General features: G+C 60.7%; 24 protein-coding genes. 14 read left to right on the top strand and 10 right to left on the bottom strand.

Annotation, left to right across the window (positions count from 1 at the left end; genetic code table 11):
* Position 1 precedes the first annotated feature (1 nt).
* Positions 2-685 (bottom strand): DNA-3-methyladenine glycosylase, encoded by a 684-nt coding sequence (locus I9H07_RS20865; RefSeq protein ID WP_024674543.1) that lies wholly within the window; start codon positions 683-685, stop codon positions 2-4.
* A 306-nt stretch (positions 686-991) separates the two neighbouring features.
* Between I9H07_RS20865 and I9H07_RS20860 the strand changes: the two genes are divergently transcribed.
* The 12 genes from I9H07_RS20860 (at position 992) to lipA (ending at position 12,402) form a co-directional block, all read left to right on the top strand.
* Positions 992-2,257 carry a glutamate-5-semialdehyde dehydrogenase gene (locus I9H07_RS20860; RefSeq protein WP_024674542.1) on the top strand — a complete coding sequence of 422 codons (1,266 nt, stop codon included), beginning with the start codon at positions 992-994 and terminating at the stop codon, positions 2,255-2,257.
* A gap of 22 nt (positions 2,258-2,279) precedes the next feature.
* Positions 2,280-2,939, top strand: coding sequence for a nicotinate-nucleotide adenylyltransferase (gene nadD, locus I9H07_RS20855; RefSeq protein WP_161632882.1), 660 nt, complete (start codon positions 2,280-2,282; stop codon positions 2,937-2,939).
* Between the two features lie 60 nt (positions 2,940-2,999).
* Positions 3,000-3,386, top strand: coding sequence for a ribosome silencing factor (gene rsfS / locus I9H07_RS20850; protein ID WP_024647032.1), 387 nt, complete (start codon positions 3,000-3,002; stop codon positions 3,384-3,386).
* A gap of 9 nt (positions 3,387-3,395) precedes the next feature.
* Positions 3,396-3,863, top strand: coding sequence for a 23S rRNA (pseudouridine(1915)-N(3))-methyltransferase RlmH (gene rlmH, locus I9H07_RS20845; RefSeq protein ID WP_002555336.1), 468 nt, complete (start codon positions 3,396-3,398; stop codon positions 3,861-3,863).
* Between the two features lie 28 nt (positions 3,864-3,891).
* Entirely contained in the window at positions 3,892-5,787 is a 1,896-nt protein-coding gene (gene mrdA / locus I9H07_RS20840) for a penicillin-binding protein 2 (RefSeq protein WP_024674540.1), read from the top strand.
* A gap of 31 nt (positions 5,788-5,818) precedes the next feature.
* Positions 5,819-6,922 (top strand): rod shape-determining protein RodA, encoded by a 1,104-nt coding sequence (rodA, locus tag I9H07_RS20835; RefSeq protein WP_007250893.1) that lies wholly within the window; start codon positions 5,819-5,821, stop codon positions 6,920-6,922.
* Positions 6,923-6,939: 17 nt separating this feature from the next.
* Positions 6,940-7,947 carry a lytic murein transglycosylase B gene (gene mltB / locus I9H07_RS20830; RefSeq protein WP_024674539.1) on the top strand — a complete coding sequence of 336 codons (1,008 nt, stop codon included), beginning with the start codon at positions 6,940-6,942 and terminating at the stop codon, positions 7,945-7,947.
* Positions 7,947-8,975, top strand: coding sequence for a septal ring lytic transglycosylase RlpA family protein (locus I9H07_RS20825; protein ID WP_024674538.1), 1,029 nt, complete (start codon positions 7,947-7,949; stop codon positions 8,973-8,975). The genes mltB and I9H07_RS20825 overlap by 1 nt, the downstream gene beginning before the upstream one ends.
* A gap of 241 nt (positions 8,976-9,216) precedes the next feature.
* Positions 9,217-10,377 carry a D-alanyl-D-alanine carboxypeptidase family protein gene (locus I9H07_RS20820; RefSeq protein ID WP_007250889.1) on the top strand — a complete coding sequence of 387 codons (1,161 nt, stop codon included), beginning with the start codon at positions 9,217-9,219 and terminating at the stop codon, positions 10,375-10,377.
* Positions 10,378-10,470: 93 nt separating this feature from the next.
* Positions 10,471-10,746: a DUF493 domain-containing protein gene (locus tag I9H07_RS20815; RefSeq protein ID WP_024674537.1), complete on the top strand. Its 276-nt coding sequence runs from the start codon at positions 10,471-10,473 to the stop codon at positions 10,744-10,746.
* The gene (gene lipB / locus I9H07_RS20810; RefSeq protein WP_024674536.1) at positions 10,746-11,402 is read left to right on the top strand and encodes a lipoyl(octanoyl) transferase LipB; all 657 of its coding nucleotides are present in this window, start codon (positions 10,746-10,748) and stop codon (positions 11,400-11,402) included. Before I9H07_RS20815 ends, lipB begins: the two co-directional genes overlap by 1 nt.
* Positions 11,395-12,402 (top strand): lipoyl synthase, encoded by a 1,008-nt coding sequence (lipA, locus tag I9H07_RS20805; RefSeq protein WP_024674535.1) that lies wholly within the window; start codon positions 11,395-11,397, stop codon positions 12,400-12,402. The genes lipB and lipA overlap by 8 nt, the downstream gene beginning before the upstream one ends.
* A gap of 550 nt (positions 12,403-12,952) precedes the next feature.
* Here lipA and I9H07_RS20800 read toward each other — a convergent pair.
* From I9H07_RS20800 to leuS, 5 genes are all read right to left on the bottom strand, one after another.
* Positions 12,953-14,290, bottom strand: coding sequence for a lytic murein transglycosylase (locus I9H07_RS20800; RefSeq protein WP_058391287.1), 1,338 nt, complete (start codon positions 14,288-14,290; stop codon positions 12,953-12,955).
* Positions 14,291-14,373: 83 nt separating this feature from the next.
* Complete coding sequence (gene arfA, locus I9H07_RS20795) at positions 14,374-14,529, bottom strand: alternative ribosome rescue factor ArfA (protein WP_003376569.1); 156 nt, start codon at positions 14,527-14,529, stop codon at positions 14,374-14,376.
* Between the two features lie 372 nt (positions 14,530-14,901).
* Positions 14,902-15,939, bottom strand: a complete 1,038-nt coding sequence (gene holA, locus I9H07_RS20790; RefSeq protein ID WP_236423730.1) for a DNA polymerase III subunit delta — start codon at positions 15,937-15,939, stop codon at positions 14,902-14,904.
* A gap of 41 nt (positions 15,940-15,980) precedes the next feature.
* Complete coding sequence (gene lptE, locus I9H07_RS20785; RefSeq protein ID WP_058825288.1) at positions 15,981-16,586, bottom strand: LPS assembly lipoprotein LptE; 606 nt, start codon at positions 16,584-16,586, stop codon at positions 15,981-15,983.
* Between the two features lie 89 nt (positions 16,587-16,675).
* Positions 16,676-19,282, bottom strand: coding sequence for a leucine--tRNA ligase (gene leuS, locus I9H07_RS20780; protein ID WP_236423732.1), 2,607 nt, complete (start codon positions 19,280-19,282; stop codon positions 16,676-16,678).
* 310 nt (positions 19,283-19,592) lie between these two features.
* On the opposite strand from leuS, the gene I9H07_RS20775 reads away from it, so the two are divergent.
* Together I9H07_RS20775 and I9H07_RS20770 are read left to right on the top strand one after the other, a co-directional pair.
* Positions 19,593-19,943, top strand: a complete 351-nt coding sequence (locus I9H07_RS20775) for a hypothetical protein (protein ID WP_236423734.1) — start codon at positions 19,593-19,595, stop codon at positions 19,941-19,943.
* A gap of 114 nt (positions 19,944-20,057) precedes the next feature.
* Positions 20,058-20,828 (top strand): YdcF family protein, encoded by a 771-nt coding sequence (locus tag I9H07_RS20770; RefSeq protein WP_058825282.1) that lies wholly within the window; start codon positions 20,058-20,060, stop codon positions 20,826-20,828.
* 51 nt (positions 20,829-20,879) lie between these two features.
* Here I9H07_RS20770 and lnt read toward each other — a convergent pair whose 3' ends face one another.
* The 4 genes from lnt to I9H07_RS20750 are packed head-to-tail and all read right to left on the bottom strand — an operon-like array spanning position 20,880 to position 24,792.
* Positions 20,880-22,400, bottom strand: a complete 1,521-nt coding sequence (gene lnt / locus I9H07_RS20765) for an apolipoprotein N-acyltransferase (protein ID WP_236423736.1) — start codon at positions 22,398-22,400, stop codon at positions 20,880-20,882.
* A 28-nt stretch (positions 22,401-22,428) separates the two neighbouring features.
* Positions 22,429-23,271: an HlyC/CorC family transporter gene (locus I9H07_RS20760; RefSeq protein ID WP_024671855.1), complete on the bottom strand. Its 843-nt coding sequence runs from the start codon at positions 23,269-23,271 to the stop codon at positions 22,429-22,431.
* Positions 23,272-23,276: 5 nt separating this feature from the next.
* Positions 23,277-23,777, bottom strand: coding sequence for an rRNA maturation RNase YbeY (gene ybeY, locus I9H07_RS20755; protein WP_024671856.1), 501 nt, complete (start codon positions 23,775-23,777; stop codon positions 23,277-23,279).
* Entirely contained in the window at positions 23,770-24,792 is a 1,023-nt protein-coding gene (locus tag I9H07_RS20750; RefSeq protein ID WP_024671857.1) for a PhoH family protein, read from the bottom strand. Before I9H07_RS20750 ends, ybeY begins: the two co-directional genes overlap by 8 nt.
* Between the last annotated feature and the right edge of the window lie 55 nt (positions 24,793-24,847).

Here is a 24,847-nt window from a genome sequence, read left to right as displayed (position 1 = left end):
GTCAGTTTCCTTGATCGAGAAGTAAGTAGTCGCGGCCTTCGACCTGACCGCGTCTGAGAGGGTTCCGTGTGCAGAATCGTGCGTAACCGGCGTCCACGAAGCGATACAGCAAATGCTCATCGCGTCCGCTGGGGATGCCCAGTCGGGTGGTCTGGATAATCCGTTCAGGTGTCTGGCCGACGTCCTCGACCAACAGGCGTTGTGGATCGAAACGCTTGGCGTCCCAGGCAGGCACTTTCAGGCCGAGTGCCTTGCACAGCAGCGTCTGGCCCGCGCAAAGCCGTTGCGCCGGGCGGATTTCGCCGCTGGCGTCGGGATTGTTCAGCTGCATCTGCGCCAGGGCGTTTTCGTCGCTGGTGGCATCGGTCCACGGGAATGCGGATTTGATCAGCACTGCATTGCCCGGCCCTTCGGCGCTGAAATTCAGCGAGTCGCCGCCGCGCGCGTAGTACATATAGATGTGGCCGCCTTCGAGGAACAGCGCCTTGCGTTTTTCGGTGTAGCCGAGCGAGGCGTGGCTGCCTTTCTCCGCGCAATAGTAGGCTTCGGTTTCGATGATCCGTGCCGCCAGCCAGAGATCACCGACCTTGTGGCGGATGACCTTGCCCAGCAGGTCGCGCGCCAGTAGCTGGGCATCGCGCTGGAAAAAACGGTCAGGGAGGGGAATGGGCGCAGCAGTGGGCATAATCGGACGGGCAGTTTGAGAAGATGCCCGATCATAGCAAGCGCAACTTTAATTGCAGCTGAATGTGTCGGTATTAACGACTTTGTTGTTTCTGAAAATGACGAAATCATGACAGCCCATCCGGCCTTCGCTTGGCATGGCCAGCCGAGTGCCACGTCGCACGACTGCTCGTCGAGTTACGCAGGCGGGCCGCGAACGGGCAGAAATCTGCGCACTGTTATTGACCATCCGCCTGTCTGCGCTGTCGTTCGTGCCCCACGACAGCTATAATCGGCCGCTTTCCTCTTTGCCAAGACCTCTGAGACCATGACCGAGTCCGTTCTTGACTACATGACCCGCCTGGGTCGCGCCGCCCGCGAAGCATCGCGCGTGATCGGTCGTGCCAGCACCGCGCAGAAGAACCGCGCCCTGCAAGCCACCGCCGCGGCGCTCGACGCCGCTCGCGACGAGCTGTCTGCCGCCAATGCGCTGGACCTGGCCAACGGTCAGGCGAGCGGGCTTGAGCCGGCCATGCTGGAACGTCTGGCACTGACCCCCGCACGCATCGACAGCATGATTGTCGGGTTGCGTCAGGTCGCCAGTCTGGCAGATCCGGTCGGTGCGATCCGCGACATGAGCTATCGGCCATCGGGTATTCAGGTCGGCAAGATGCGCGTGCCGCTGGGTGTTGTGGGCATCATCTACGAGTCGCGTCCGAATGTGACCATCGACGCTGCCAGTCTGTGCCTGAAGTCCGGTAACGCGACTATTCTGCGCGGCGGCTCCGAAGCGATTCACTCCAATCGGGCCATTGCGGCCTGTATCGAGCGCGGTCTGGCCGAGGCCGGTTTGCCAGCTGCCGTGGTGCAAGTGGTGGAAACCACTGACCGTGCCGCCGTCGGTGCGCTGATCACCATGCCCGAGTACGTGGACGTCATCGTCCCGCGCGGCGGCAAGGGCCTGATCGAGCGGGTCAGTCGCGACGCCCGGGTGCCGGTCATCAAGCATCTGGACGGTATCTGCCATGTGTATGTCAGCGCGCATGCCGACCTGCCCAAGGCGCAGAAGATCGCGTTCAACGCCAAGACCTATCGCTACGGTATTTGTGGCGCGATGGAAACCCTGCTGGTCGATCAGACCGTGGCAGCCGATTTCCTGCCGCCGATGTCGGCGCAGTTCCGCGAGAAGGGCGTCGAGTTGCGCGGCTGCGAACGCACCCGCGAGCTGATCGATGTCATTGCCGCAACCGAAGAGGACTGGCACACCGAGTACCTGGCGGCGATCCTGTCCATTCGTGTGGTCAGCGGGCTGGACCAGGCCATCGAACACATCAATGACTATGGCTCGCATCACAGCGACGCCATCGTGTCCGAGCATCAGGGCCAGATTCGCCGCTTCATGGCCGAAGTCGACTCCAGTTCGGTCATGGTCAATGCGCCGACTAGCTTCGCTGACGGCTTCGAATACGGATTGGGTGCCGAGATCGGCATTTCTACTGATAAGCTGCACGCCCGCGGCCCGGTCGGGCTGGAAGGCTTGACCTGCGAGAAGTACATCGTGATCGGCGACGGTCAATTGCGCGGACAAGCCTGACTTGAGCGAGCCCGTGGCTGTGCTGCCCAGACGTATCGGCATGCTCGGCGGGACGTTCGATCCGGTGCATATCGGTCACTTGCGCGGTGCGCTTGAAGTGGCTGAACTGCTGGAACTCGATGAGTTGCGCCTGACGCCCAGCGCCAGGCCCCCGCATCGTGACATGCCGAGCGTTGCCGCTCAGGACCGTCTGGCGATGGTCAGGAGTGCGGTTGCCGGTGTGTCGCCCTTGACGGTGGATGACCGTGAACTGAAACGGGACAAACCGTCGTACACCCTCGACACGCTGGAATCGATGCGCGCAGAACTGGCGCCTCAGGACCAGTTGTTCCTGTTGCTGGGTTGGGATGCCTTTTGCGGGCTGCCGACCTGGCACAGGTGGGAAGAACTGCTGGAGCACTGCCATATCGTGGTGCTGCAACGCCCGGACGCGGACAGCGAATCGCCGGATGCCATGCGCAACCTGCTGGCGGCGCGCGCAGTCAGCGATCCCAAGGCCCTGAAAGGGCCGGGCGGACAGATTACATTCGTCTGGCAGACGCCTTTATCGGTGTCTGCCACCCAGATCCGTCAACTGCTGGCCAGCGGTAAGTCGGTACGTTTTCTGGTGCCAGACGCGGTACTGGCCTATATCGATGCGCACGGGCTTTACCGTGCGCCGAACACAGATGGGTTGCCCTGAAACTGCTTTTATCGACAAGCGTTTGGGCGGTCCCACACATACGAGCTGAATGAGTTTTATATGACAAAGCAAAAAATGAGCAGTGAAGAAGTCGTCAAGGTTGCGGTTGCAGCCCTCGAAGAGATCAAGGGTGCCGACATCCTGACCATCGACGTGCGTGACAAGACCAGCATCGCCGATTACATGCTGATCTGCACCGGTACTTCCAATCGCCAGCTGAATGCACTGGTCGACAGCGTCCGTGACAAGGTCAAGGCTGCCGGTCTGAAATCCCTGAGCGAAGAAGGCAAGGGCGACAGCGACTGGGTTCTGCTGGACCTGGGCGACGTGATCGTTCATGTGATGACCGCTGCTGCACGCCAGTTCTACGACCTGGAGCGTCTGTGGCAGGGCGCCGAGCAAAGCCGTGCAGCCAGCGCTGCGCACCACACACCGGGCAACGAATAAGGGTTTGATGTGCGTCTGCGTCTGATCGCGGTGGGTTCGCGCATGCCCAAGTGGGTGGAGGAAGGCTGGCACGAATACGCCAAGCGCATGCCCTCCGAGCTTGCCCTCGAACTGGTGGAAATTCCGCTCAATACCCGTGGCAAGAACGCCGACGTCGCGCGCTTTATCCGTCAGGAAGGCGAAGCGATGCTGGCGAAGGTGCAGCCGGGCGAGCGGATTGTCACGCTGGAAGTGCATGGCAAACCCTGGAGTACCGAGCAACTGGCGGTCGAACTCGATCGCTGGCGTCTCGATGCACGCACGGTCAACCTGATGGTGGGTGGCCCCGAGGGCTTGGCACCTGAGGTCTGTGCGCGCAGCGAGCAACGCTGGTCGCTGTCGCCGCTGACTTTGCCGCACCCGCTGGTGCGCATCCTGATCGGCGAGCAGATGTATCGCGCCTGGACCGTTCTGTCCGGGCACCCTTATCACAAGTAGCATCGTCTTTACTGTGAACACGGCCTAAATGTCTCAACCGATCCGCCTCAAAGACCACGAAAAAGACGCACGTCTGGTGCGCGGCAGGGTCGTGTTCGGTGCTGTGGCGGTCGTGTTGCTGGTGTGTGTGCTGATTGCCCGGTTGTATTACCTGCAGGTCATCCAGTACGAGTACCACTCCACGCTGTCGGAAAACAATCGTGTTCACGTTCAGCCGATTCCGCCCAGTCGCGGCCTGATCTACGACCGCAACGGCGTCGTGGTGGCGGACAACCGGCCCAGCTTCAGCCTGACCATGACTCGCGAGCGCTCTGGCGAGTGGTCCAGCGTGCTCGACACCATTGTCGAGATATTGCAGCTCACCCCCGACGACCGGATCATTTTCGAAAAGCGTATGAAGCAGGGCCGTCGGCCATTCGAGCCGGTGCCGATCCTGTTTGAATTGAGTGAAGAACAGATCGCCCTGATCGCCGTCAACCAGTTCCGCCTGCCGGGCGTCGAAGTGGTTGCGCAACTGGTGCGTCACTACCCGCAAGGGCCGCATTTTGCGCACTCGGTCGGTTACATGGGGCGCATCAACGAAAAAGAGCTGAAAAGCCTCGATCCGATCAATTACAGCGGCACTCACCATATCGGCAAGACCGGTATCGAGCGTTTCTACGAGCCCGATCTGCATGGTCAGGTCGGCTACGAAGAGGTCGAGACCAACGCCCGTGGCCGCGTGTTGCGGGTACTCAAGCGCACTGATCCGATCCCAGGCAAGGACATCGTCCTGAGCCTGGACATCAATCTTCAGGAAGCTGCCGAAGCCGCGCTGGGCGGGCGTCGTGGTGCCGTTGTGGCGCTGGAGCCGAGTACCGGTGAAGTGCTGGCGATGGTCAGTGCGCCCAGTTTCGACCCGAACCTGTTCGTGACCGGCATCAGCTTCAAGGCTTACGCCGAACTGCGCGATTCCATCGACCGGCCGCTGTTCAACCGTATTCTGCGTGGCCTCTATCCTCCGGGCTCGACCATCAAGCCTGCGGTGGCGATTGCCGCGCTGGACGCCGGGGTCGTGACGCCCAGTACGCGGGTGTTCGACCCGGGCTACTACCAACTGCCCAATTACGATCACAAATACCGTAACTGGAACCGCACCGGTGATGGCTGGGTGGATCTGGATACCGCGATCATGCGTTCAAATGACACGTACTTCTACGACCTTGCGCACAAGCTGGGTATTGATCGGCTGGCGACCTACATGAACAAGTTTGGTATCGGCGAAAAAGTCTCGCTGGACATGTTCGAAGAATCGCCCGGCCTGATGCCGTCCCGGGACTGGAAGCGCGCCACTCGCCGCCAGGCCTGGTTCCCCGGCGAAACGCTCATTCTCGGGATCGGCCAGGGCTACATGCAGGCCACGCCGCTGCAACTGGCGCAGGCCACCGCGCTGGTGGCCAACAAAGGCGTCTGGAACCGGCCGCATCTGGCCAGAACCATCGAAGGCAAGCCGCCGGTGGACGAGAACCCGATGCCGAACATCGTGCTGCGTGACCCGGCCAACTGGGGACGGGTCAACCATGGCATGCAGGAAGTGATGCACGGCGCACGCGGTACGGCACGCAAGGCAGCCATCGGCGCGCAATACCGGATTGCCGGCAAGAGCGGTACGGCGCAGGTCGTGGCAATCAAGCAGGGCGAGAAGTATGACCGCACCAAGGTCCAGGAACGCCATCGCGACCACGCCTTGTTCGTCGGCTTCGCGCCGGCCGACAACCCGAAAATCGTCGTTGCCGTGATGGTCGAGAACGGTGAGTCCGGCTCTGGCGTTGCGGCACCGGTCGTGCGCCAGGTCATGGACGCCTGGCTGCTCGACGAAAACGGCCATCTCAAGCCTGAGTATGCCGACTCCCGGAATCTGGAGGCTGCGGCCCGTGAAGAGTAATTTTGACCGCATCCTGTCCAGCGAAGACGTGATGCGTCGCCGCGCCACGTTTCTGCAGCGCATTCACATCGACGGTCCTTTGCTGATTCTGCTGCTGACCCTGGCGGCGGGCAGTCTGTTCGTGCTGTATTCGGCCAGCGGCAAGAACTGGGACCTGCTGATCAAACAGGCCAGTTCGTTCGGCATCGGCCTGGTGGCCATGGTGGTGATCGCGCAACTGGAACCGAGATTCATGGCCCGCTGGGTGCCGGTGCTCTACGTCATTGGCGTGCTGTTGCTGGTGGTGGTGGATGTGATGGGCCACAACGCTATGGGCGCGACCCGCTGGATCAATATTCCCGGTGTGATTCGCTTCCAGCCCTCGGAATTTCTCAAGATCATCATGCCTGCGACCATCGCCTGGTATCTGTCCAAGCGCACACTGCCACCGCATCTCAAGCATGTTGCGGTCAGTCTGGCCTTGATCGGCGTGCCGTTCGTGCTGATCGTGCGCCAGCCTGACCTCGGCACTTCGCTGCTGATCCTGGCGTCCGGCGCCTTTGTGCTGTTCATGGCCGGCCTGCGCTGGCGCTGGATTCTCAGCGTACTGGCCGCCGCTGTGCCTGCCGCAGTGGCCATGTGGTTCTTCTTCATGCATGACTACCAGAAGCAGCGGGTACTGACCTTTCTCGATCCGGAAAGCGATCCGTTGGGCACGGGCTGGAACATCATTCAGTCCAAGGCCGCCATCGGTTCTGGCGGGGTGTTCGGCAAGGGCTGGCTGCTGGGTACTCAGTCGCACCTGGACTTTCTGCCGGAAAGCCACACCGACTTCATTATTGCGGTGCTGGGTGAAGAGTTCGGGCTGGTGGGCATCTGCGCGCTGCTGATCATCTATATGCTGCTGATCGGTCGCGGATTGGTGATCACGGCGCAGGCACAGACGTTGTTCGGCAAATTGCTGGCCGGCGCGCTGACCATGACGTTTTTTGTTTACGTTTTCGTCAACATCGGTATGGTCAGTGGCCTGATGCCGGTGGTGGGCGTGCCGCTGCCCTTCATTAGCTACGGCGGAACTTCGCTGGTGACGCTACTGTCAGCGTTTGGAGTTTTGATGTCGATCCATACACATCGTAAATGGATCGCACAGGTTTGATTAAGGTGAACAATTCAATGCAAGCAGTGCTTAACTGGGCTCGATATGCTCCAGTGGTCGGTCTGGTAGGCATCCTCGGATCAGTGCAGGAAGTGCTCGCCGGTGACTATGAAGGTTCGCCTCAGGTCGCTGAATTCGTCGGTGAAATGACCCGCGATCACGGCTTTGCCGGTGAGCAATTGATGGGCCTGTTCCGTGAGGTCGAGCGCAAGCAGGCCATTCTCGATGCGATTTCCCGCCCCGCCGAACGGGTCAAGCAGTGGAAGGACTATCGGCCGATGTTCATCACCGACGCGCGCATTGCCCGCGGTGTCGACTTCTGGCGTCAGCACGAAGCTGCACTGGCGCGTGCCGAGCAGGAATACGGTGTACCGGCGCAGATCATCGTGTCGATCATTGGTGTGGAAACGTTTTTCGGCCGCAATACCGGTAATTACCGGGTGATCGATGCACTTTCGACTCTCGGCTTCGATTATCCGCCACGCGCCCCGTTCTTTCGCAAGGAGCTGCGCGAGTTCCTGCTGCTGGCTCGCGAGCAACAGGTTGATCCGCTGACTCTCAAAGGTTCATATGCCGGTGCGATGGGGTTGCCGCAGTTCATGCCAAGCAGCTTCCGCGCCTATGCGGTGGATTTCGACGGCGACGGCCACATCAATATCTGGACCGACCCGGACGACGCCATCGGCAGCGTGGCCAGTTATTTCAAGCGCCACGGATGGGTGGCCGGTCAGCCGGTCGTCAGCCGTGCAACGGCACGCGGTGACCGCGTCGACGAGGGTCTGAGCCCGGCGCTCGACCCGGTAATGTCGGTTGGGGAGTTGCGAGGGCTGGGCTGGGCGAGTCATGATGCGCTTCGCGATGACATGCCGGTGACGGCGTTCCGTCTGGACGGCGACCAAGGTCCTGAATACTGGCTGGGTCTGAATAATTTTTATGCAATCACTCGTTATAACCGCAGCGTGATGTACGCCATGGCCGTGTATCAGTTGTCTGAATCGTTGGTTCAAGCTCGAGGCGTCAAGTAATGCGGGCATTGCCGATTCTTCAATCATTCAAGCTTCTGGCGTTGACCGGCCTGGCTGTGCTGATCGCCAGCTGCTCGTCGCCATCCCGCACGACCTCCACGCAGCCGCCGAAAGGCGGCGCAGTGGTGCGTTCGATGCCGGGGCTGGACATCAACCGTGCCCACAAGGACGGCGCGCCGTGGTGGGATGTGGATGTTTCACGTATCCCGGATGCGACGCCGACCCTGCACACCGGTGCCTACAAGGCCAACCCGTACACCGTGCTGGGCAAGACCTATTTCCCGATGAGCGATTCCAAGCGTTACGTCGCGTCGGGCACCGCCTCCTGGTACGGCACCAAGTTTCATGGTCAGAACACCGCCAATGGCGAGGTGTATGACCTGTACGGCATGAGCGCCGCGCACAAGACCCTGCCGTTGCCCAGCTACGTCAAAGTGACCAACCTGGACAACAACCGCACGGTGATCCTGCGCGTCAACGACCGCGGCCCGTTCTATTCGGACCGCATCATTGACCTGTCCTATGCTGCAGCCAAAAAGCTGGGCTATGCCGAAACCGGCACGGCCCGGGTCAAGGTTGAAGGGATCGATCCGCAGGAATGGTGGGCGCAACGGGGTCGTCCGGCGCCGCTGATGCTCAATCAGCCGCAGGTCGTGGCCCAGGCAACGCCGCCAGCGCTGTCGACCTCGACCGGCACCGTCGAACAATACACGCCGCCACCTCAGCAGCATGCTGCACCTGTCGTGCCGCTGCAGGTTGACGCAAAAAAAAACGCTTCAGGACAAGCCGCTGGGCTGTTTCTCCAGGTGGGAGCTTTCGCCAACCCGGACGCTGCGGAACTCCTGAGGTCGAAACTGAGCGGGATGGTTCGAGCGCCGGTTTTCGTCAGCTCGATAGCACGCAATCAGCAAACGCTCTATCGGGTGCGGATGGGACCGATCGACACGCAGGGTGAAGCCCAGCAGCTGCAAAACAGCGTCAGGTCGGCCAATCTGGGCCAGCCGAGCGTAGTGACATCGGATCAGTAAAGTTTTTTGACCGTCGCCCTCCGGCAACAATGGAGGGCGAGATGCAGTCGCAGGCAGCGTGGATTTGCCATCGGGCAAGCGTTGCAGGCAACTGTCCACAAAGTCGTGTGTCGAACAGGCGACTTTGTCAGCCAGGGCTACAGCCTGGCGCCACGAGCCGTACCGAGGCGCTTTCGCTTCGCCGGTCTGTTCAGCTTTGCCCGCAAGGGCATGTTTGCCCATTAGGATTCTCGAGAGACGGATGAACATCACCACCTTTGCAAAACGCTTATGCCTGCTTGTACCACTGATAATCACCCCGGCTGCCTGGGCTGCAGAGCAGATGACGCCTGCCGCCCCGCAACTGGCGGCCAAGGCCTATGTGCTGATGGACGCCACCAGCGGCAACGTGCTGGTCGAGAACAACGGTGATCAGCGCCTGGCACCTGCCAGTCTGACCAAGCTGATGACGGCCTACATCGCGACCCTGGAAATCCGTCGCGGCCAGATCGGCGAGAACGATCCGGTGACCATCAGTGAAAACGCCTGGCGCACAGGCGGTTCGCGGATGTTCATCAAAGTGGGCAGCCAGGTGACCGTCAGCGATCTGCTGCACGGCATCATCATTCAGTCGGGCAACGACGCCAGCGTCGCGATCTCCGAGCACATTGCCGGCAGCGAAGATGCCTTCGCCGACATGATGAACAAGACGGCTGCCGATCTGGGCATGACCAACAGTCACTTCATGAACCCGACCGGTCTGCCGAACCCGGAGCATTACTCGTCGGCTCACGACATGGCGATCCTGGCCCGCGCGATCATCCACGAAGACCCGGCTCACTATGCGATCTACTCGCAGAAAGAGTTCTTCTGGAACGGCATCAAGCAGCCTAACCGCAACCTGCTGCTGTGGCGTGACAAGACCGTTGATGGTCTGAAAACCGGTCACACCGACGAAGCCGGCTACTGCATGGTGTCCTCGGCTGTGCGTGACGGCATGCGTCTGATTGCTGTCGTATTCGGCACCAACAGCGAGCAGGCCCGTGCGGCTGAAACCCAGAAGCTGCTGACGTACGGCTTCCGTTTCTTCGAAACCCAGAACTTCTATCAGAAGGGCACCGAGCTGGCCCAGGCGACTGTCTGGAAAGGCACTGAGCGTCAGGTCAAGGCCGGTCTGGCTGAAGATCTGAGCATGACCATGCCCAAAGGCGACATGAAGAAGCTGTCTGCCAGCATGACCATGAACCCGCAACTGGTTGCGCCAATCGCCAAGGGCGACGTGATCGGCAAGGTTGAAGTCAAGAAGGACGATCAGGTGGTTCACACCGCTAATCTGATTGCGCTTGAAGCGGTTGAGGAAGGTGGCATTTTCCGCCGCGTGTGGGATAGCATCCGCCTGTTCTTCTACGGCTTGTTCAACTGACCCTCCAGTAACTACTGCCGACCTTCTCGCGGCCTGCTCATGATCTGAGCGGGCTGCGTGTCCGTCGTCACGGCTTGTGAGACCTTTACTGCCATGACTGATAACGACGTCAAGTCGCACAAAATCGAATTCCCCTGCAACGACTACCCGATCAAAGTGATCGGTGACACCAGTGTGGGCTTTACTGCCGCCGTGATGGAAGTGCTTGAAAAGCACGCCACGGTCGACCTCAAGACGCTTGCCGAGCGTCAGAGCAGCAACGGCAAATACACCACCGTCCAGCTGCACATCATCGCCACTGGCGAAGACCAGTTGCGCGATATCAATAGTGCCCTTCGCGCTACGGGTTTCGTGCACATGGTGCTCTGATGAGCGGTGCCCTTGGCTTTCGTGATCTGGGTCTGATCGATTACGAAACCGCCTGGCACGCCATGCAGCGCTTCACCGACGGGCGCGGTCGAGAGGCCGCAGACGAAGTCTGGCTGGTGCAGCACCCGCCGGTTTTCACCCAGGGGCAGTCCGGTAAACCGGAGCATTTGTTGCTGCCGGGTAATATTCCTGTCGTACAGGTCGATCGTGGCGGCCAAGTGACTTATCATGGCCCGGGCCAACTGGTCGCTTACCTGATGCTGGACGTCAGGCGCCTTGGCTTCGGTGTTCGCGATCTGGTCACCCGGATCGAGAACACGCTCATTGCCTTGCTGGCTGATTACGGTGTCACGGCAGCGGCCAAGGCCGATGCACCGGGCGTCTATGTCAACGGCGCAAAAATCGCGTCACTCGGCCTGCGTATTCGCAACGGCTGTTCGTTCCATGGTCTGGCGTTGAACGTCGACATGGATCTGGAGCCGTTCCGCCGCATCAACCCTTGCGGCTACGCCGGGCTGGCCATGACCCAACTGAGCGATCAGGCAGGGCAGATAGAATTTTCCGAGGTTAGTGCCCGACTGCGTGCGCAGCTCGTCAACCACCTCGACTACGCTGAGCAGGCGACCCTTACGGGCGGAATAAACCAATATGACTGACACCGTGCAAACCCTGATCCCGACGCTTGACGTTTCCGAGCGTGTGGCCCGTCCGAAAGTCGAAGCCGGCGTCAAGCTGCGCGGAGCGGAGAAGGTTGCGCGCATCCCGGTCAAGATCATTCCGACTGTCGATCTGCCGAAGAAGCCTGACTGGATTCGCGTGCGCATCCCGGTTTCCCCGGAAGTCGACCGTATCAAGCAACTGCTGCGCAAGCACAAGCTGCACAGCGTCTGCGAAGAGGCATCCTGCCCGAACCTGGGCGAGTGCTTCTCCGGTGGCACGGCGACCTTCATGATCATGGGCGACATCTGCACCCGTCGCTGCCCGTTCTGTGACGTGGGCCATGGTCGCCCGAAGGCGCTGGATGTCGACGAGCCGAAGAGCCTCGCCATTGCAATTGCCGACCTGCGCCTGAAGTACGTGGTCATCACCTCGGTAGACCGGGATGACCTGCGTGATGGCGGTGCTCAGCACTTTGCCGACTGCATTCGCGAGATTCGCCTGCTGTCGCCGGGCGTGCAGCTTGAAACGCTGGTACCGGATTACCGTGGGCGCATGGACATCGCGCTGGAAATTACCGCTGCCGAGCCGCCGGATGTGTTCAACCACAACCTGGAAACCGTGCCACGCCTGTACAAGGCCGCGCGCCCGGGTTCGGATTTCCAGTGGTCGTTGACCCTGCTGCAACGCTTCAAGCAGATGGTCCCGCATGTACCGACCAAATCCGGTCTGATGCTGGGGTTGGGCGAGACAGACGAAGAAGTCATCGAAGTCATGAAACGCATGCGCGAGCATGACATCGACATGCTGACTTTGGGCCAGTACCTGCAACCGTCGCGCAACCACTTGCCGGTACAGCGCTTCGTCCATCCGGACACCTTCGCCTGGTTCGCCGAGGAAGGTTACAAGATGGGCTTCAAGAACGTCGCTTCGGGCCCACTGGTCCGCTCCTCGTACCACGCTGATGAGCAAGCAAAGATCGCCAAAGCGATGCTCTGATAACGAGCCGCAAAACAACAAGGGCCAGGTAGTGATACCTGGCCCTTCTTTTTACGGTCGATTATCGTGCCGACGCTCTGCGTTGGCATGCAGTTCTTGACGCTTCGCGTCACACTCTTCGCCGCATCGTGGGTCGAGACTGGACGCGGAGCGTCCGGAAATGCATTCCCACGCTGGAGCGTGAGGAACGATAGGCGTCCGTAGAACACTATCGTGCCCATGCTCCGCGTGGGCATGCCGTTCTGGACGTTCTTGATTGCACAGATTTGCGCAGATTTTTGACGCGGAGCGTCACGAAGGGCATGCCATGCTGGAGCGTGAGGAACGATAGGTGTCCGTAAGAACACTATCGTGCCCACACTCCGCGTTGGCATGCCGTTCTGGACGTTCTTGATTGCGCGGATTTGCGCAGATTTTTGATGCGGAGCTTCACGAAGGGCATTCCCACGCTGGAGCGTGAGGAACGATAGGCTTCCGTAAGAACACTATCGTGCCCACGCTCCGCGTGGGCATGCCGTTCTGGACGCTCTGCGTCCATCTCGCGCGCCAGTTACTGCCCTGCAGGCTTGCGCAGGTTCTCCAGCAGTTCATGCGTCGGGTAGCCATCTGCCGGCCAGCCGAACGACTGCTGAGCGCTACGGATCGCCTTGCGCGTATTGGCGCCGATGATGCCGTCTGGCGCGCCTGCGTCGTATTGGCGGGCCGAGAGCAGGGTTTGCAGCTCGATGCGCTCAGAGCGGCTCAGCGGCAGGTCTCCACGCGGCCATGCGCCTACCACGTACCCTGCACCCTTGAATCGATCGGAAAGCAGGCTGATCGCCAGGGCATAAGATGTGGAGTTGTTGTACTTCAGAATCGCGCGGAAGTTATCCAGCACCAGGAATGCTGGCCCACGGTAACCGGCAGGCAACAGCAGCGCGGCCTGCTGCTGGCTAGCTGCCACCGGGATCGCCGAGCCGTCGGGCTGCTTCAGGCCCAGTTGCTGCCATTCGGCCAGGCTCTTGCGGGTCGTCGAGTCGGCCAGCGAGTAATCGAACCCTGTGCCGAGTACCACCTCGAAGCCCCAAGGCTGGCCGCGCTGCCAGCCGGAGCTTTGCAGGTAATGCGCCGTAGAGGCGAGCGCGTCGGCAGGGGTGTTCCAGATATCGCGGCGGCCATCGCCGTCAAAATCCACGGCGTGGGTGTTGTAAGTGGTCGGAATGAACTGTGTCTGGCCCATCGCGCCAGCCCACGAGCCGAGCATCTTGTCGGGCGTGATGTCGCCATGCTGGATGATCTCCAGCGCGGCCAGCAGCTGGCTCTGCGCAAAACCCGGACGGCGGCCTTCATAGGCCAGTGTGGCGAGTGAGCGGATGACCGACTGCGTACCCTGGAACGAGCCGAAATTACTCTCCATCCCCCACACCGCAACCAGTGCCTGACGGTCCACGCCGTACTGCTGCTCGATCTTCAGCAGATCGTCAGCGTATTGCGAAAGCAATGCCTGACCCTTGCGCACACGGGCCGCGGAAATGGCACCGTCGAGGTATTCCCAGACCGGGCGGCTGAACTCGGGCTGGCTGCGGTCGGCCTTTACCACGCTCATGTCCGGCGTCACGCCAGCGAATGCCAGGTCGAATACATCCGCACGAATGCCTGCCTTCAGCGCCTGCGCGCGAAAACCGGCCTGCCATTCGCTGAAGCTGACGGCGGGCTGAATCGTAAGGGAGTCATCGACGACCACCGTTGGCGTAGGCGCAACAGCTGGAGGGTTGATCTGTACTTTGCTGGATTGAAGGGGCGTTGCATCGGCTGCAGTGGGTTTTTCTGCGCAGGCTACCAGGGCAATGAGGCTGGAGGCAGCGATGAGTTGGCGCAGCTGCGGGCGATGGGTAAAACGAGAAGGCATGCTTGAGTCCAAGGGTATTACCGTTAGGTGCAGACCATAACACGGCTAAGCGGTAGAAAGCGCCTCGGAGATGTTGCTCGATATCAGGCCGCCATAAAGCAGGAAGCCTCCCAGCTTTTAGACTGGAAGGCTTCGCGGCGGTAGCTGCCTTTGCCCTTGGAAGGTTGTTCCTGACGACTGCGGAACAAGGGCTGGGCGATGATGGATTTGGCCTTGTTCGGCCGCTTTGGCTTGCTCATGGCGAGGTGCTCCTGATGGGTGTTGTGACGCGACACAAATCATCCGGCAGATGGGCAGTTGTGTCTAATAGTTGTGTGCTATGGCACTGGGAAGAGGTGCGGACGGCCATGATTATCGTGCCGACGCTCCGCGTTGGCATGCAGTTCGTGACGCTCTGCGTCACAAGAAGACGCGGAGCGTCCTGAAGGGCATTACCACGCAGAGCGTGGTAACGAGAGGTGCGGGTGCGCAAGTCTCACTGGTTATCGTGCCGACGCTCCGCGTTGGCATGCAGTCCGTGACGCTCTGCGTCACAAGAGGACGCGGAGCGTCCTGAAGGGCATTACCACGCAGAGCGTGGTAACGAGAGTCAACAACGCCTCGACAGCCCCTCACTCCGCAGGCAATGCCAGCCGCTGTCCGGCCATCAGCAGCGCCAGCCGGCTCAGGCTGCTCCATGGCGAGCCTGCCGCCTGGCCTTTGATCTGCGCATCGATGCGTTGGGCGTCCATGAGCAACTGGCTCCAGCGTTTCGCCGAGTGGCGTTGCAGGGCTTTGCTCATCAGCGGTTTGCGCTTGTCCCAGATCGGCGGGCGCGCCGAGCTGAAAATCTTGTCCAGCGGCACGCCCTGGCTGAATTGCTGGGACATGTTGGCCAGCGCACGCAGCTCGCGGGTCAATGCCCAGAGAATCACCGGTGTTTCGACGCCTTCGCCGCGCAAACCCTCCAGCATGCGCAAGGCATGGGCGGCTTCGCCATTGAGCACCGCATCGGTCAGGCCAAACACGTCGAAGCGCGCACTGTCGGCCACCGCTGCCTGCACCGTCTCGACGGTGATCTGACCTTCTTCGGCCATCAGCTTGAGCTTTTCGATTTCCTGCGCGGCGGCCAGCAGGTTGCCTTCGACCCGAGCGGCGATCAGTTCGACCGCATCCTGAGTGGCGGCGAGCCCGGCTTGAGAAAGGCGCTGGCGAATCCATTGCGGCAACTGGCCGATGTCCACCGGCCAGATCTGTACGAATTGAGTCTGTGCGCCTTCAATCAGTGCCTTGCCCCATTTGGTCTTCTGCGCGCTGCCGTCGAGCTTGGGCAGGCTGATCAGCAGCAGGGTGTCTTCGGCGGGTCTGGCGCAGTACTCCATGAGCGCCGCAGCGCCTTTGTCACCGGGCTTGCCAGAAGGCAGACGCAGTTCCAGCAGACGCCGCTCGGCAAACAGCGACATGCTGGCACCCGCCTGGAGCAGCGTGCCCCAGTCGAAGCTGGCATCGGCGCTGAATACCTGACGTTCGTCGAAGCCTTGCTGGCGTGCTGCTGCGCGGATGGCATCGGCCGCTTCCTGGCAGAGCAGCGGGTCGTCGCCGCTGATCACATAGACGGGCGCAAGCGTGCCTTGCAAGTGCTTGCCGAGCTGGGCGGGGGCGAGTTTCATGGGTCAGAGGATGCCGGGGCCAGGTGACTGGCCCCAGACACTTACCTGGATGGAATTTCGACAGGCGACTGCTGAGGCGTCTCGTCGCGGATTCGCTGAGCCGCTTCCAGTGCGTCGGCTTCTGCCTTGGCAACCGCATCCGCCTTGGCCTGAAGCTCTTCCAGACGGGCTGGTGTCAGCTGTTGCAGGCGTGCGATCAACTTCTGGATCAGGTCGTTGCGCATTTCCTGACGAACCTGGGCAGCTTCCTGATCAGAACCGGTCAGGTTGTTGCCGTCGTGCACGTAGGAACGGTCCGCGGTGACCTTGCTGTCCATCAGCGTGCGGTCTCTGTCGCCGTGTATTTCATAGTTGAGCGTGGTGGTCAGCTGGTATTCCGCCGAACGGCCCGAGCCCGAGTAGCTGACGGTGCGCTGGTTTTCGGCTTCGTTGGTCAGGATCAGCTTGTAAGGCGCGCCGGTGTAGACCTTGACGCCGGAGCTGGTCAGCACACGTGTCAACTGCGTCACGGTTTCGCCGTAGGCATTGCGTGCGCTGACGTCCAGTTCCTTGAGCGCCAGCTCGGTGGTGCCGGTGCCACGCAGCTGGAAGCCACAGGCACTCAACAGAACAGCCAGGCCCATTACCAGCAGATTGCGTTTGATCATCTTGATGCTCCCCTTGAATCCGTTTGGGCCGACTTGGCGTGCCCTGGAAATATGTTCGACGCCCGGCATCTGCCGGGCGCCCGATCCAATCAGCTTGCGACGATGTTGACCAGCTTGCCAGGCACGACGATCACCTTGCGAATGGTCAGGCCATCAGTGAAGCGCAAAACGTTTTCGTTGATGCGTGCGGCCGCTTCGACTTCTTCGCGGCTGGCGCTGGCGGGCATTTCGATATGCCCGCGCAACTTGCCGTTGACCTGAATGACCAGTTGCAGGCTGTCCTGCACCAGAGCATGTGCGTCGAAGACCGGCCAGCCGGCGTCGATGACGGGCTCGCTGTGGCCCAGATGCGTCCACAGCTCATGGCTGATGTGCGGCGTGATCGGTGCCAGCAGCAGAGTGACCGTTTCCAGGCCTTCCTGCAGCAGTGCGCGATCCTGCGCCGTGGCCTGCGGGGCTTTTTCCAGCACGTTCATCAGCGTCATCACTTGCGCGACAGCGGTGTTGAATTTCTGGTTCTGGCCAATATCCTGGCTCGCCTGCTTGATGGCCTGATGGATCGAGCGGCGCACAGCCTTCTGCTCATCGGTCAATGCCGCAACATCCAGGCCGGTCGATGGACCCTGGCCGACATGGCTTTGCGCCAGACGCCAGACGCGACGCAGGAAGCGATGCGATCCTTCGACGCCGGAGTCGGACCATTCCAGGCTCATGTCAGGCGGCGAGGCAAACATCATGAACAGGCGGCAGGTGTCAGCGCCGTACTGGTCAATCATCATCTGCGGGTCGATGCCGTTCTTCTTCGACTTCGACATCTTTTCCGTGCCGCCGATTTCCACTGGCAGACCGTCGCTGGTCAGCGTAGCGCTGATGACCTTGGCCTTGGCGTCTCTTTCGAGGGTCACGTCGGCAGGGTTGATCCAGGTCTTCTTGCCGCTGGTTTCCATGCGGAAATAGGTTTCGGCGTTGACCATGCCCTGGGTCAGCAGGTTCTTGAACGGTTCGTTCGAGGTCACCAGGCCTTCGTCACGCATCAGCTTGTGGAAGAAGCGAGCGTACAACAGGTGCAGAATGGCGTGTTCGATACCGCCGATGTACTGGTCGACCGGCAACCAGTGGTTGGCCGCGTTCGGCTCGACCAGACCGCCCTCGTAATGCGGCGAGGCATAACGTGCGTAGTACCAGGAGGACTCGACGAAGGTGTCCATGGTGTCGGTTTCACGCTTGGCCGGGGCGCCGCATTTCGGGCAACTGCACTCGTAGAACTCTGGCATGCGCGCCAGTGGCGAGCCTGCACCATCGGGCACGACGTCTTCCGGCAGCACGACGGGCAACTGGTCTTCCGGGACCGGCACGTCACCGCAGGTGTCGCAATGCACGATGGGGATCGGGCAGCCCCAGTAACGCTGACGGCTGATGCCCCAGTCACGCAGGCGGAACTGGGTACGCGACTGGCCCAGTGCTTTCTTGACCAGCGCGGCTTCGATGGCATCGAAGGCGGCCTGGAAATTCAGCCCGGTGAACTCGCCGGAATTGATCAGTTCGCCGTGTTCGCCGTATGCAGCCTGCCACGGTGCAGGCGTTTCATCGCCAGCGCTGGTGCGTACCACCGGCTTGATCGGCAGGCCGTACTGGGTGGCGAATTCGAAATCGCGCTCGTCGTGCGCCGGTACGGCCATAACCGCGCCGTCGCCGTAGTGCATCAGCACGTAGTTGGCGACCCACACCGGCAGTTTCTCGCCCGTCAGTGGATGCTCGACGAACAGCGAGGTGGGCTGACCTTTCTTTTCCTGAGTGGCTACATCGGCTTCGGCGACGCTGCCGCCCTTGCACTCATCGATGAACGCTTGCAGGGCAGGGGTGTTTTGCGCCGCCAGGGTGGCCAGCGGGTGCTCGGCTGCGACGGCGACGTAGGTCGCGCCCATCAAGGTGTCAGGACGGGTGGTGAAGACTTTCAGTGCGCCTGCTTCGCCGATCGATGCCTGATCGTAGGGGAACTGCACTTCCATGCCACGCGATCTGCCGATCCAGTTGCGCTGCATGGTCTTGACCTGTTCAGGCCATCCCGGCAACTCGTCGAGGCTTTCCAGCAGCTCGTCGGCGTAGGCGGTGATCTTGAAGTAGTACATCGGGATTTCGCGCTTTTCGATCAGCGCGCCGGAACGCCAGCCACGGCCGTCGATGACCTGCTCGTTGGCCAGTACGGTCTGGTCGACCGGGTCCCAGTTCACGGTGCCGTTCTTGCGGTAAATCACGCCTTTTTCGAACAGGCGAGTGAACAGCCATTGTTCCCAGCGGTAGTAATCAGGTTTGCAGGTGGTCACTTCGCGAGACCAGTCGACCGCCAGACCCAGACTCTTGAGCTGGTTCTTCATGTAGGCGATGTTTTCGTAGGTCCACTTGGCGGGTGCGACGTTGTTGTCGATCGCGGCGTTTTCAGCCGGCATGCCGAATGCGTCCCAACCCAGAGGTTGCAGGACATTCTTGCCCAGCATGCGCTGATAGCGGGAGATCACATCGCCAATGGTGTAGTTGCGCACATGGCCCATGTGCAGCTTGCCGCTCGGGTAAGGAAACATCGACAGGCAATAGAAAGTGTCCTTGCCTGGCTGTTCACTGACTTCAAAAGACTTTTGCTCATCCCAGAAGGTTTGGGCGGCGGCTTCGATTTCGCGGGGCTGATAGAGTTCGTGCATGGCTACTTTTTGCTAAAGATTAGTGACCCTTGACCTCTTCATTGCTCTGCCGAGTCAGGTCGGCACCGCTTGCCGGACAATTGCCTCTGTCTGTGCGGTGCGTTCGGGCTCAAGAGCGCGGAAGTGGAATTACAGGAAGCGCCGTAGCATACATGAGGGCCGTCTATCGAGGGAAACCCTGATTGCCTCTCGACAGGGCAAAGCCCGTCTGACAGCTCTATCTGGCCGTTGGTCGCAGTTCTCTGCCTGTTTTTAAAGCGGCGCTAAGCTCAACGGCGAGGGTAATGACTATCTTCGAGGAGGTGAGCGGATGACAGAGTTGCAGCACGTAGTCAGCACATCTGAGCTGTATGAGCGTTTGATCGATCGCTTGGGGCTTGCGCTTGAAACGGCAAGTACTGCGGTTCGGCTCCGAAACGAGTCGCCCGCCGAGCTTGAACTCAAGGGATTGAGCTGTGCCGAGTTCCAGCTGATAGAGGCCTATCTTGAAAAGGACTCGACGATGGCAAATGTTGCCGTCGCGGGTGGGCCCACAGGCATTGATACGATTCTGCCGGAGCATAACCGGTTGATCAGAGCGCCCAAACAGTCAGCCACTATCATCTGGCTGAAGGACAAGCGGCGCGCCAAGTCATCGGCACGGCTGGGCCGTATCGTTTAGCCCTTACATTTCTGCTTCCACGCGCAGGCGTCGGGGCCTGCTTAAACGCAGTGTTTAGACATTGTTGCCAGGCTTCAAACATTTTAGGCTTCGGGCATCTCTGGAGATGTCCCGATGCCTTTGCGCTACCTGCTTAAAACGCTCTTGCTGCCGCCCGGCGTCCTGTTTCTGCTGCTGATCGCGGCCTGGTGGCTGCGTCGTTCCCGCCCGCGTCTGGCTGCTGGCTGTTTTATCCTCGGGCTGGGCGGGTTGTGGCTGATGAGTCTGCCGGTCGTCGTGGAGTTTTCAGCCCGCCAGCTGGAGCAGATTCCGCCTTTGCCACCGCAACAGTGGGCGACACTGGCGCAGCAGGCTGACGCGATTGTGGTGCTCGGCAACGGTCGCGAGCGCAATTCACCCACCTGGGGCGCCGATGCGCCGACCGGTCTGGGCCTGGAGAGACTCAGGCTGGCAGCCCGGTTGTCGAAAGCATCCGGGCTGCCGATTCTGACCACCGGCGGCTTGCACTTTGATCAGCCGCCCAGCGAGGCGGCCATCATGGCCCAGTCGCTGCAACAGGACTTCGGCGTGAGCGTGCGCTGGCAGGAAGGGCTCAGCCGCACGACCTGGGAAAACGCGACCATGACCGCCAGGGTGCTGCAACCGTTGGGCATCAAGCGCGTGGTACTGATCACGCAGGCCTGGCATATGCCACGGGCGCGCTGGAGTTTCGAGCAGGCGGGTTTTGCGGTGGTGAGTGCGCCGGTCGGCTTCCTCGGTGTGGACAACGCCCGGCCTTTTGGCGGCTGGCTGCCCGAGAGTCGGGTGTTCACGCAGAGCGGGGTGCTGCTTAATGAAGCGGCAGGCTTGCTGGTTTATCCGTGGATGTATCGCGATAGCCGCTGAAAGAGCGCCGATTCCGCCTCGATACAGGCGAAATCGGCGTTTACCTATGCATCAGACCGTCTTGGAAATCCGCGCCGCCATCAGGGCCCAGCCAAACAGCAGCAGGCAGACAATTGCCAGTGGCCAGGAACGCCAGTGCAGATAAGGCGTAAGTTGGTGCATCGGCACGACCTCGCCATACAGTACGCCGCGTTCGAACTGCGGGATCTGCACCGTTATCTTGCCGAACGGGTCGATCAGCGCAGTCACGCCATTGTTGGTGGCGCGAATCATCCAGCGGCCCGCTTCAAGCGCGCGCATCTGGGCCATCTGCAAATGCTGCAACGGACCGATCGAGGTGCCGAACCAGGTGTCGTTGCTGACCGTCAGCAACAGGTCGCTTTGTGCCGACAGGCCCGCCGCGAACTCCGGATAGACCACTTCGTAGCAGATGAACGGCGCAATCTGATAACCCTTGGCCTGCAACAGCGCCTGATCATTCGGGCCGCGTGCGAAGTCTGACATGGGCAGGTCGAAGAACGAGATCAACCCGCGCAGCACGTCCTGTAGCGGTACGTATTCACCAAACGGAACGAGTTTCTGCTTGTAGTAGGTGCCGTCGCCCTGACCGGTGACCGTGATGCCGTTGTAGTAGCGATACTCGCCACGCCCGTTCGGTTCACGCACCGGAACGCCGGTGATCAGCGCCGCGCCCCGGTCCGAAGCGAATTTGCCCATCATCGACAGGTAGCCTTCCGCGCTTTCCTTGAGCACCGGCACGGCGGTCTCGGGCCAGACAATCAGATCAGCCTGCTGTGAGCGAAAGGTCATGTCCCGATACAGCGCCAACTGATCGTTGAGCTTTTGCGGGTCCCATTTCATGCTTTGTTCGATGTTGCCTTGCATGGCCGCGACTTTCAGCGGCGGCCCGGAAGGCGATGTCCAGGCGTGATCTTTCAGCGCCAAGCCTGCGATCCACGGCGCCAGCAGCAACAGTACGCCCATGGCCAGAAACGATTTGCGTGCCCGCAAGCGGTGCAGGTTGCACAACAAGGCGGCAGTCAGGCCCAGCGCGAACGAGATCAGCCATACACCGCCCAGAGGCGCGAGCCCGGCAAGCGGCCCGTCGAGCTGGCTGTACCCGGAGTAGAGCCAGGGGAAACCGGTGAGAAACCAGCCGCGAAACGCTTCCTGACCCAGCCACAGAGCAGCAAATGCCAGTGCATCGGCCAGCGGGGCTTCATTGCGACGTATCCAGCGCGCCCAGACAAAGGCGGGCAGGGCGAAGAACAGCGCGATGGCGGCGATGAACAGCAGCATCAGCAAACCTGCCAGCAGCACCGAAGCGCCGCCGTAGGTGTGAATGCTGACGTAGATCCAGCTGGTACCGGCACCGTACAGGCCGAAGCCGTAACACCAGCCGCGGGTCAGGGCCTGACGCGGATTCAGCTCGCGCAGGCCCAGATAGAACATCGCCACCGCCACCAGCACCAACGGCCAGATGTCGAAGGGCGCCAGGGCCAGGGTCGTCAGTCCGCCAGCCGCCAGGGCCAGCAGATTACCGGGCCAGCCGGGGCGGGTTATCCAGCGCATGTAGATTCCTTAGAGCGACATCAGGTGTTTACGGGCGTGAAATCGGGCTCACGCGCAGCAAGTGAATGCGCCGGCTGTCAGCGCTCAGAATGCGAAAACGATAGGCACCGATTTCGGTGATTTCGTTACGCTTGGGCAGATGGCCAAAGGCGTTCATTACCAGACCGCCCACCGTATCGAACTCGTCATCCGAAAAGCTGCTGTCGAAGAACTCGTTGAAGTTCTCCACCGGCGTCAGCGCCTTGACCAGGAAGTCGCCGCTGGGCAGTGGTTTGATGAAGCTGTCTTCCTCGACGTCATGCTCGTCTTCGATGTCGCCGACGATCTGCTCCAGCACGTCTTCAATGGTCACCAGACCCGCCACGCCGCCGTATTCGTCGATGACGATGGCCATGTGATTGTGGTTGGCGCGGAATTCACGCAGCAGCACGTTGAGGCGTTTGGACTCGGGCACAAACGTGGCCGGGCGCAGCAGCTTCTTGACGTCGTCGCTGTCGCCGTCAGCCTTGAGGATCAATGGCAGCAGATCCTTGGCCAGCAGCACGCCGAGCACGTCGTCATGGCTCTCGCCGATCACCGGGTAGCGCGAGTGCGCGGCATCGATGACGGCGGGCAGGAACTCGCGGGGTGTCTGGGTGGCCTTGATGCTGATCATCTGCGAGCGCGGCACCATAATGTCGCGCACTTGCAGGTCAGCCACCTGAATGGCCCCTTCGACGATGGCCAGCGCTTCGCTGTCCAGCAGTTTGTTCTGGTGGGCTTCGCGCAGCAGCTCTAGCAGCTCCTGGCGGTTTTTCGGCTCATGGACAAAGGCCTGGGTCAGTTTACCCAACCATGACTTTTGCCCGTTGCTCGATCGGTCTTCGCTCATAGCCCTTACTCGTGGTCCTTGCTGGGTGTGTCTGAATGTGGATGGTCGGCACTTTCGTCGTCGGCGTAAGGATCGGGGTAACCCAGCTCTTCAAGCAACGTTCGTTCCAGCGCTTCCATTTCTTCGGCTTCTTCATCATCGATGTGGTCGAAACCCAACAGATGAAGGCAGCCATGAATGACCATGTGCGCCCAGTGCGCGTCGACGGATTTGCCCTGTTCAGCAGCTTCACGGTTGACTACCGGGACGCAGATGACCAGATCGCCCAGCAACGGGATGTCCAGCATGTCGTCTGGAACATCCGCCGGGAATGAAAGCACATTTGTGGCGTAATTCTTGTGTCGCCAGGTGTGATTAAGCTCACGGCCTTCGGTTTCGTCAACCAGCCGGATAGTCAGCTCGGAATCGGCACTGCGCTGGCGCAGGCCCATTTCACACCACAGGCGAAATTGCTCTTCACCAGGGGCGGGCGTTTCGCTCGCAACCTGCAAGTCCAGCTCAAGCATTGCGATTCTTGTCCCGTGAGTAACCGTTGTTGCCCGACGGGCCATCGCTGAGCTGGTCATCGAAGCGCTCATAGGCTTCAACGATGCGCTGCACCAGCGGGTGGCGAACCACATCCTTCGGTTTGAAATGCGTGAAACTGATGCCAGGCACGTCCTTGAGCACATCGATGACATGCGTCAGGCCCGACCGGGTGCCCTTGGGCAAGTCGACCTGGGTGATATCGCCAGTGATCACGGCGGTGGAGCCAAAGCCAATACGGGTCAGGAACATCTTCATCTGCTCGACGGTAGTGTTCTGACTTTCGTCGAGAATGATGAAGCTGTTATTAAGGGTGCGTCCGCGCATGTAGGCCAGCGGTGCAACTTCAATGACTTGTTTCTCGATCAGCTTGGCGACGTACTCGAAGCCGAGCATCTCGTACAGTGCGTCATACAGCGGGCGCAGGTACGGGTCGATCTTCTGCGCCAGGTCACCGGGCAGGAAGCCGAGCTTCTCGCCAGCCTCGACGGCCGGGCGCACCAGCAGGATGCGGCGTATCTGCTCGCGCTCCAGCGCATCGACTGCACAGGCCACGGCCAGGTAGGTCTTGCCGGTGCCCGCAGGGCCGATACCGAAGTTGATATCGTTGCTGAGGACTTCCTTGACGTAACGCTGCTGATTCAGGCCGCGCGGACGAATCATGCCCTTTTTGGTGCGCAGCGAGACGCCCGCTTCGGCGGCAGGGTGATTGTCCAGGCCGTCAACGCCCGATTCCTGAAGGAACAGGTGCACCATGTCCGGCGTCAGCTCGGTACCTTTGGTTTCCCGGTACAGGCGGCGCAGAAGATTTTCGGCGGATTGGGTTTGAGTGGTCGCACCAATAAGCTCGAATTGATTGCCGCGATTGCGGATCTCGATGTCCAGGCGTTGTTCGATCAGGCGCAAGTGCTCGTCGAGTTGCCCGCACAGATTGGCGAAACGATGGGCCTCGAAAGGTTCGAGGGTGAAACGATGAGGTTCTATGGGGGCGTTCAAGGTCTTTTAATGGCCGTCCGGCGGCAATTGAGATGTATTGAAGAATACCTCTAGC

Source organism: Pseudomonas syringae, from assembly GCF_023278085.1.
In the GTDB taxonomy this organism is placed as follows: domain Bacteria; phylum Pseudomonadota; class Gammaproteobacteria; order Pseudomonadales; family Pseudomonadaceae; genus Aquipseudomonas; species Aquipseudomonas syringae_Q.
Note: the sequence above shows the minus strand (reverse complement) of the source record. Positions and strands in the feature narration are given on the sequence as shown.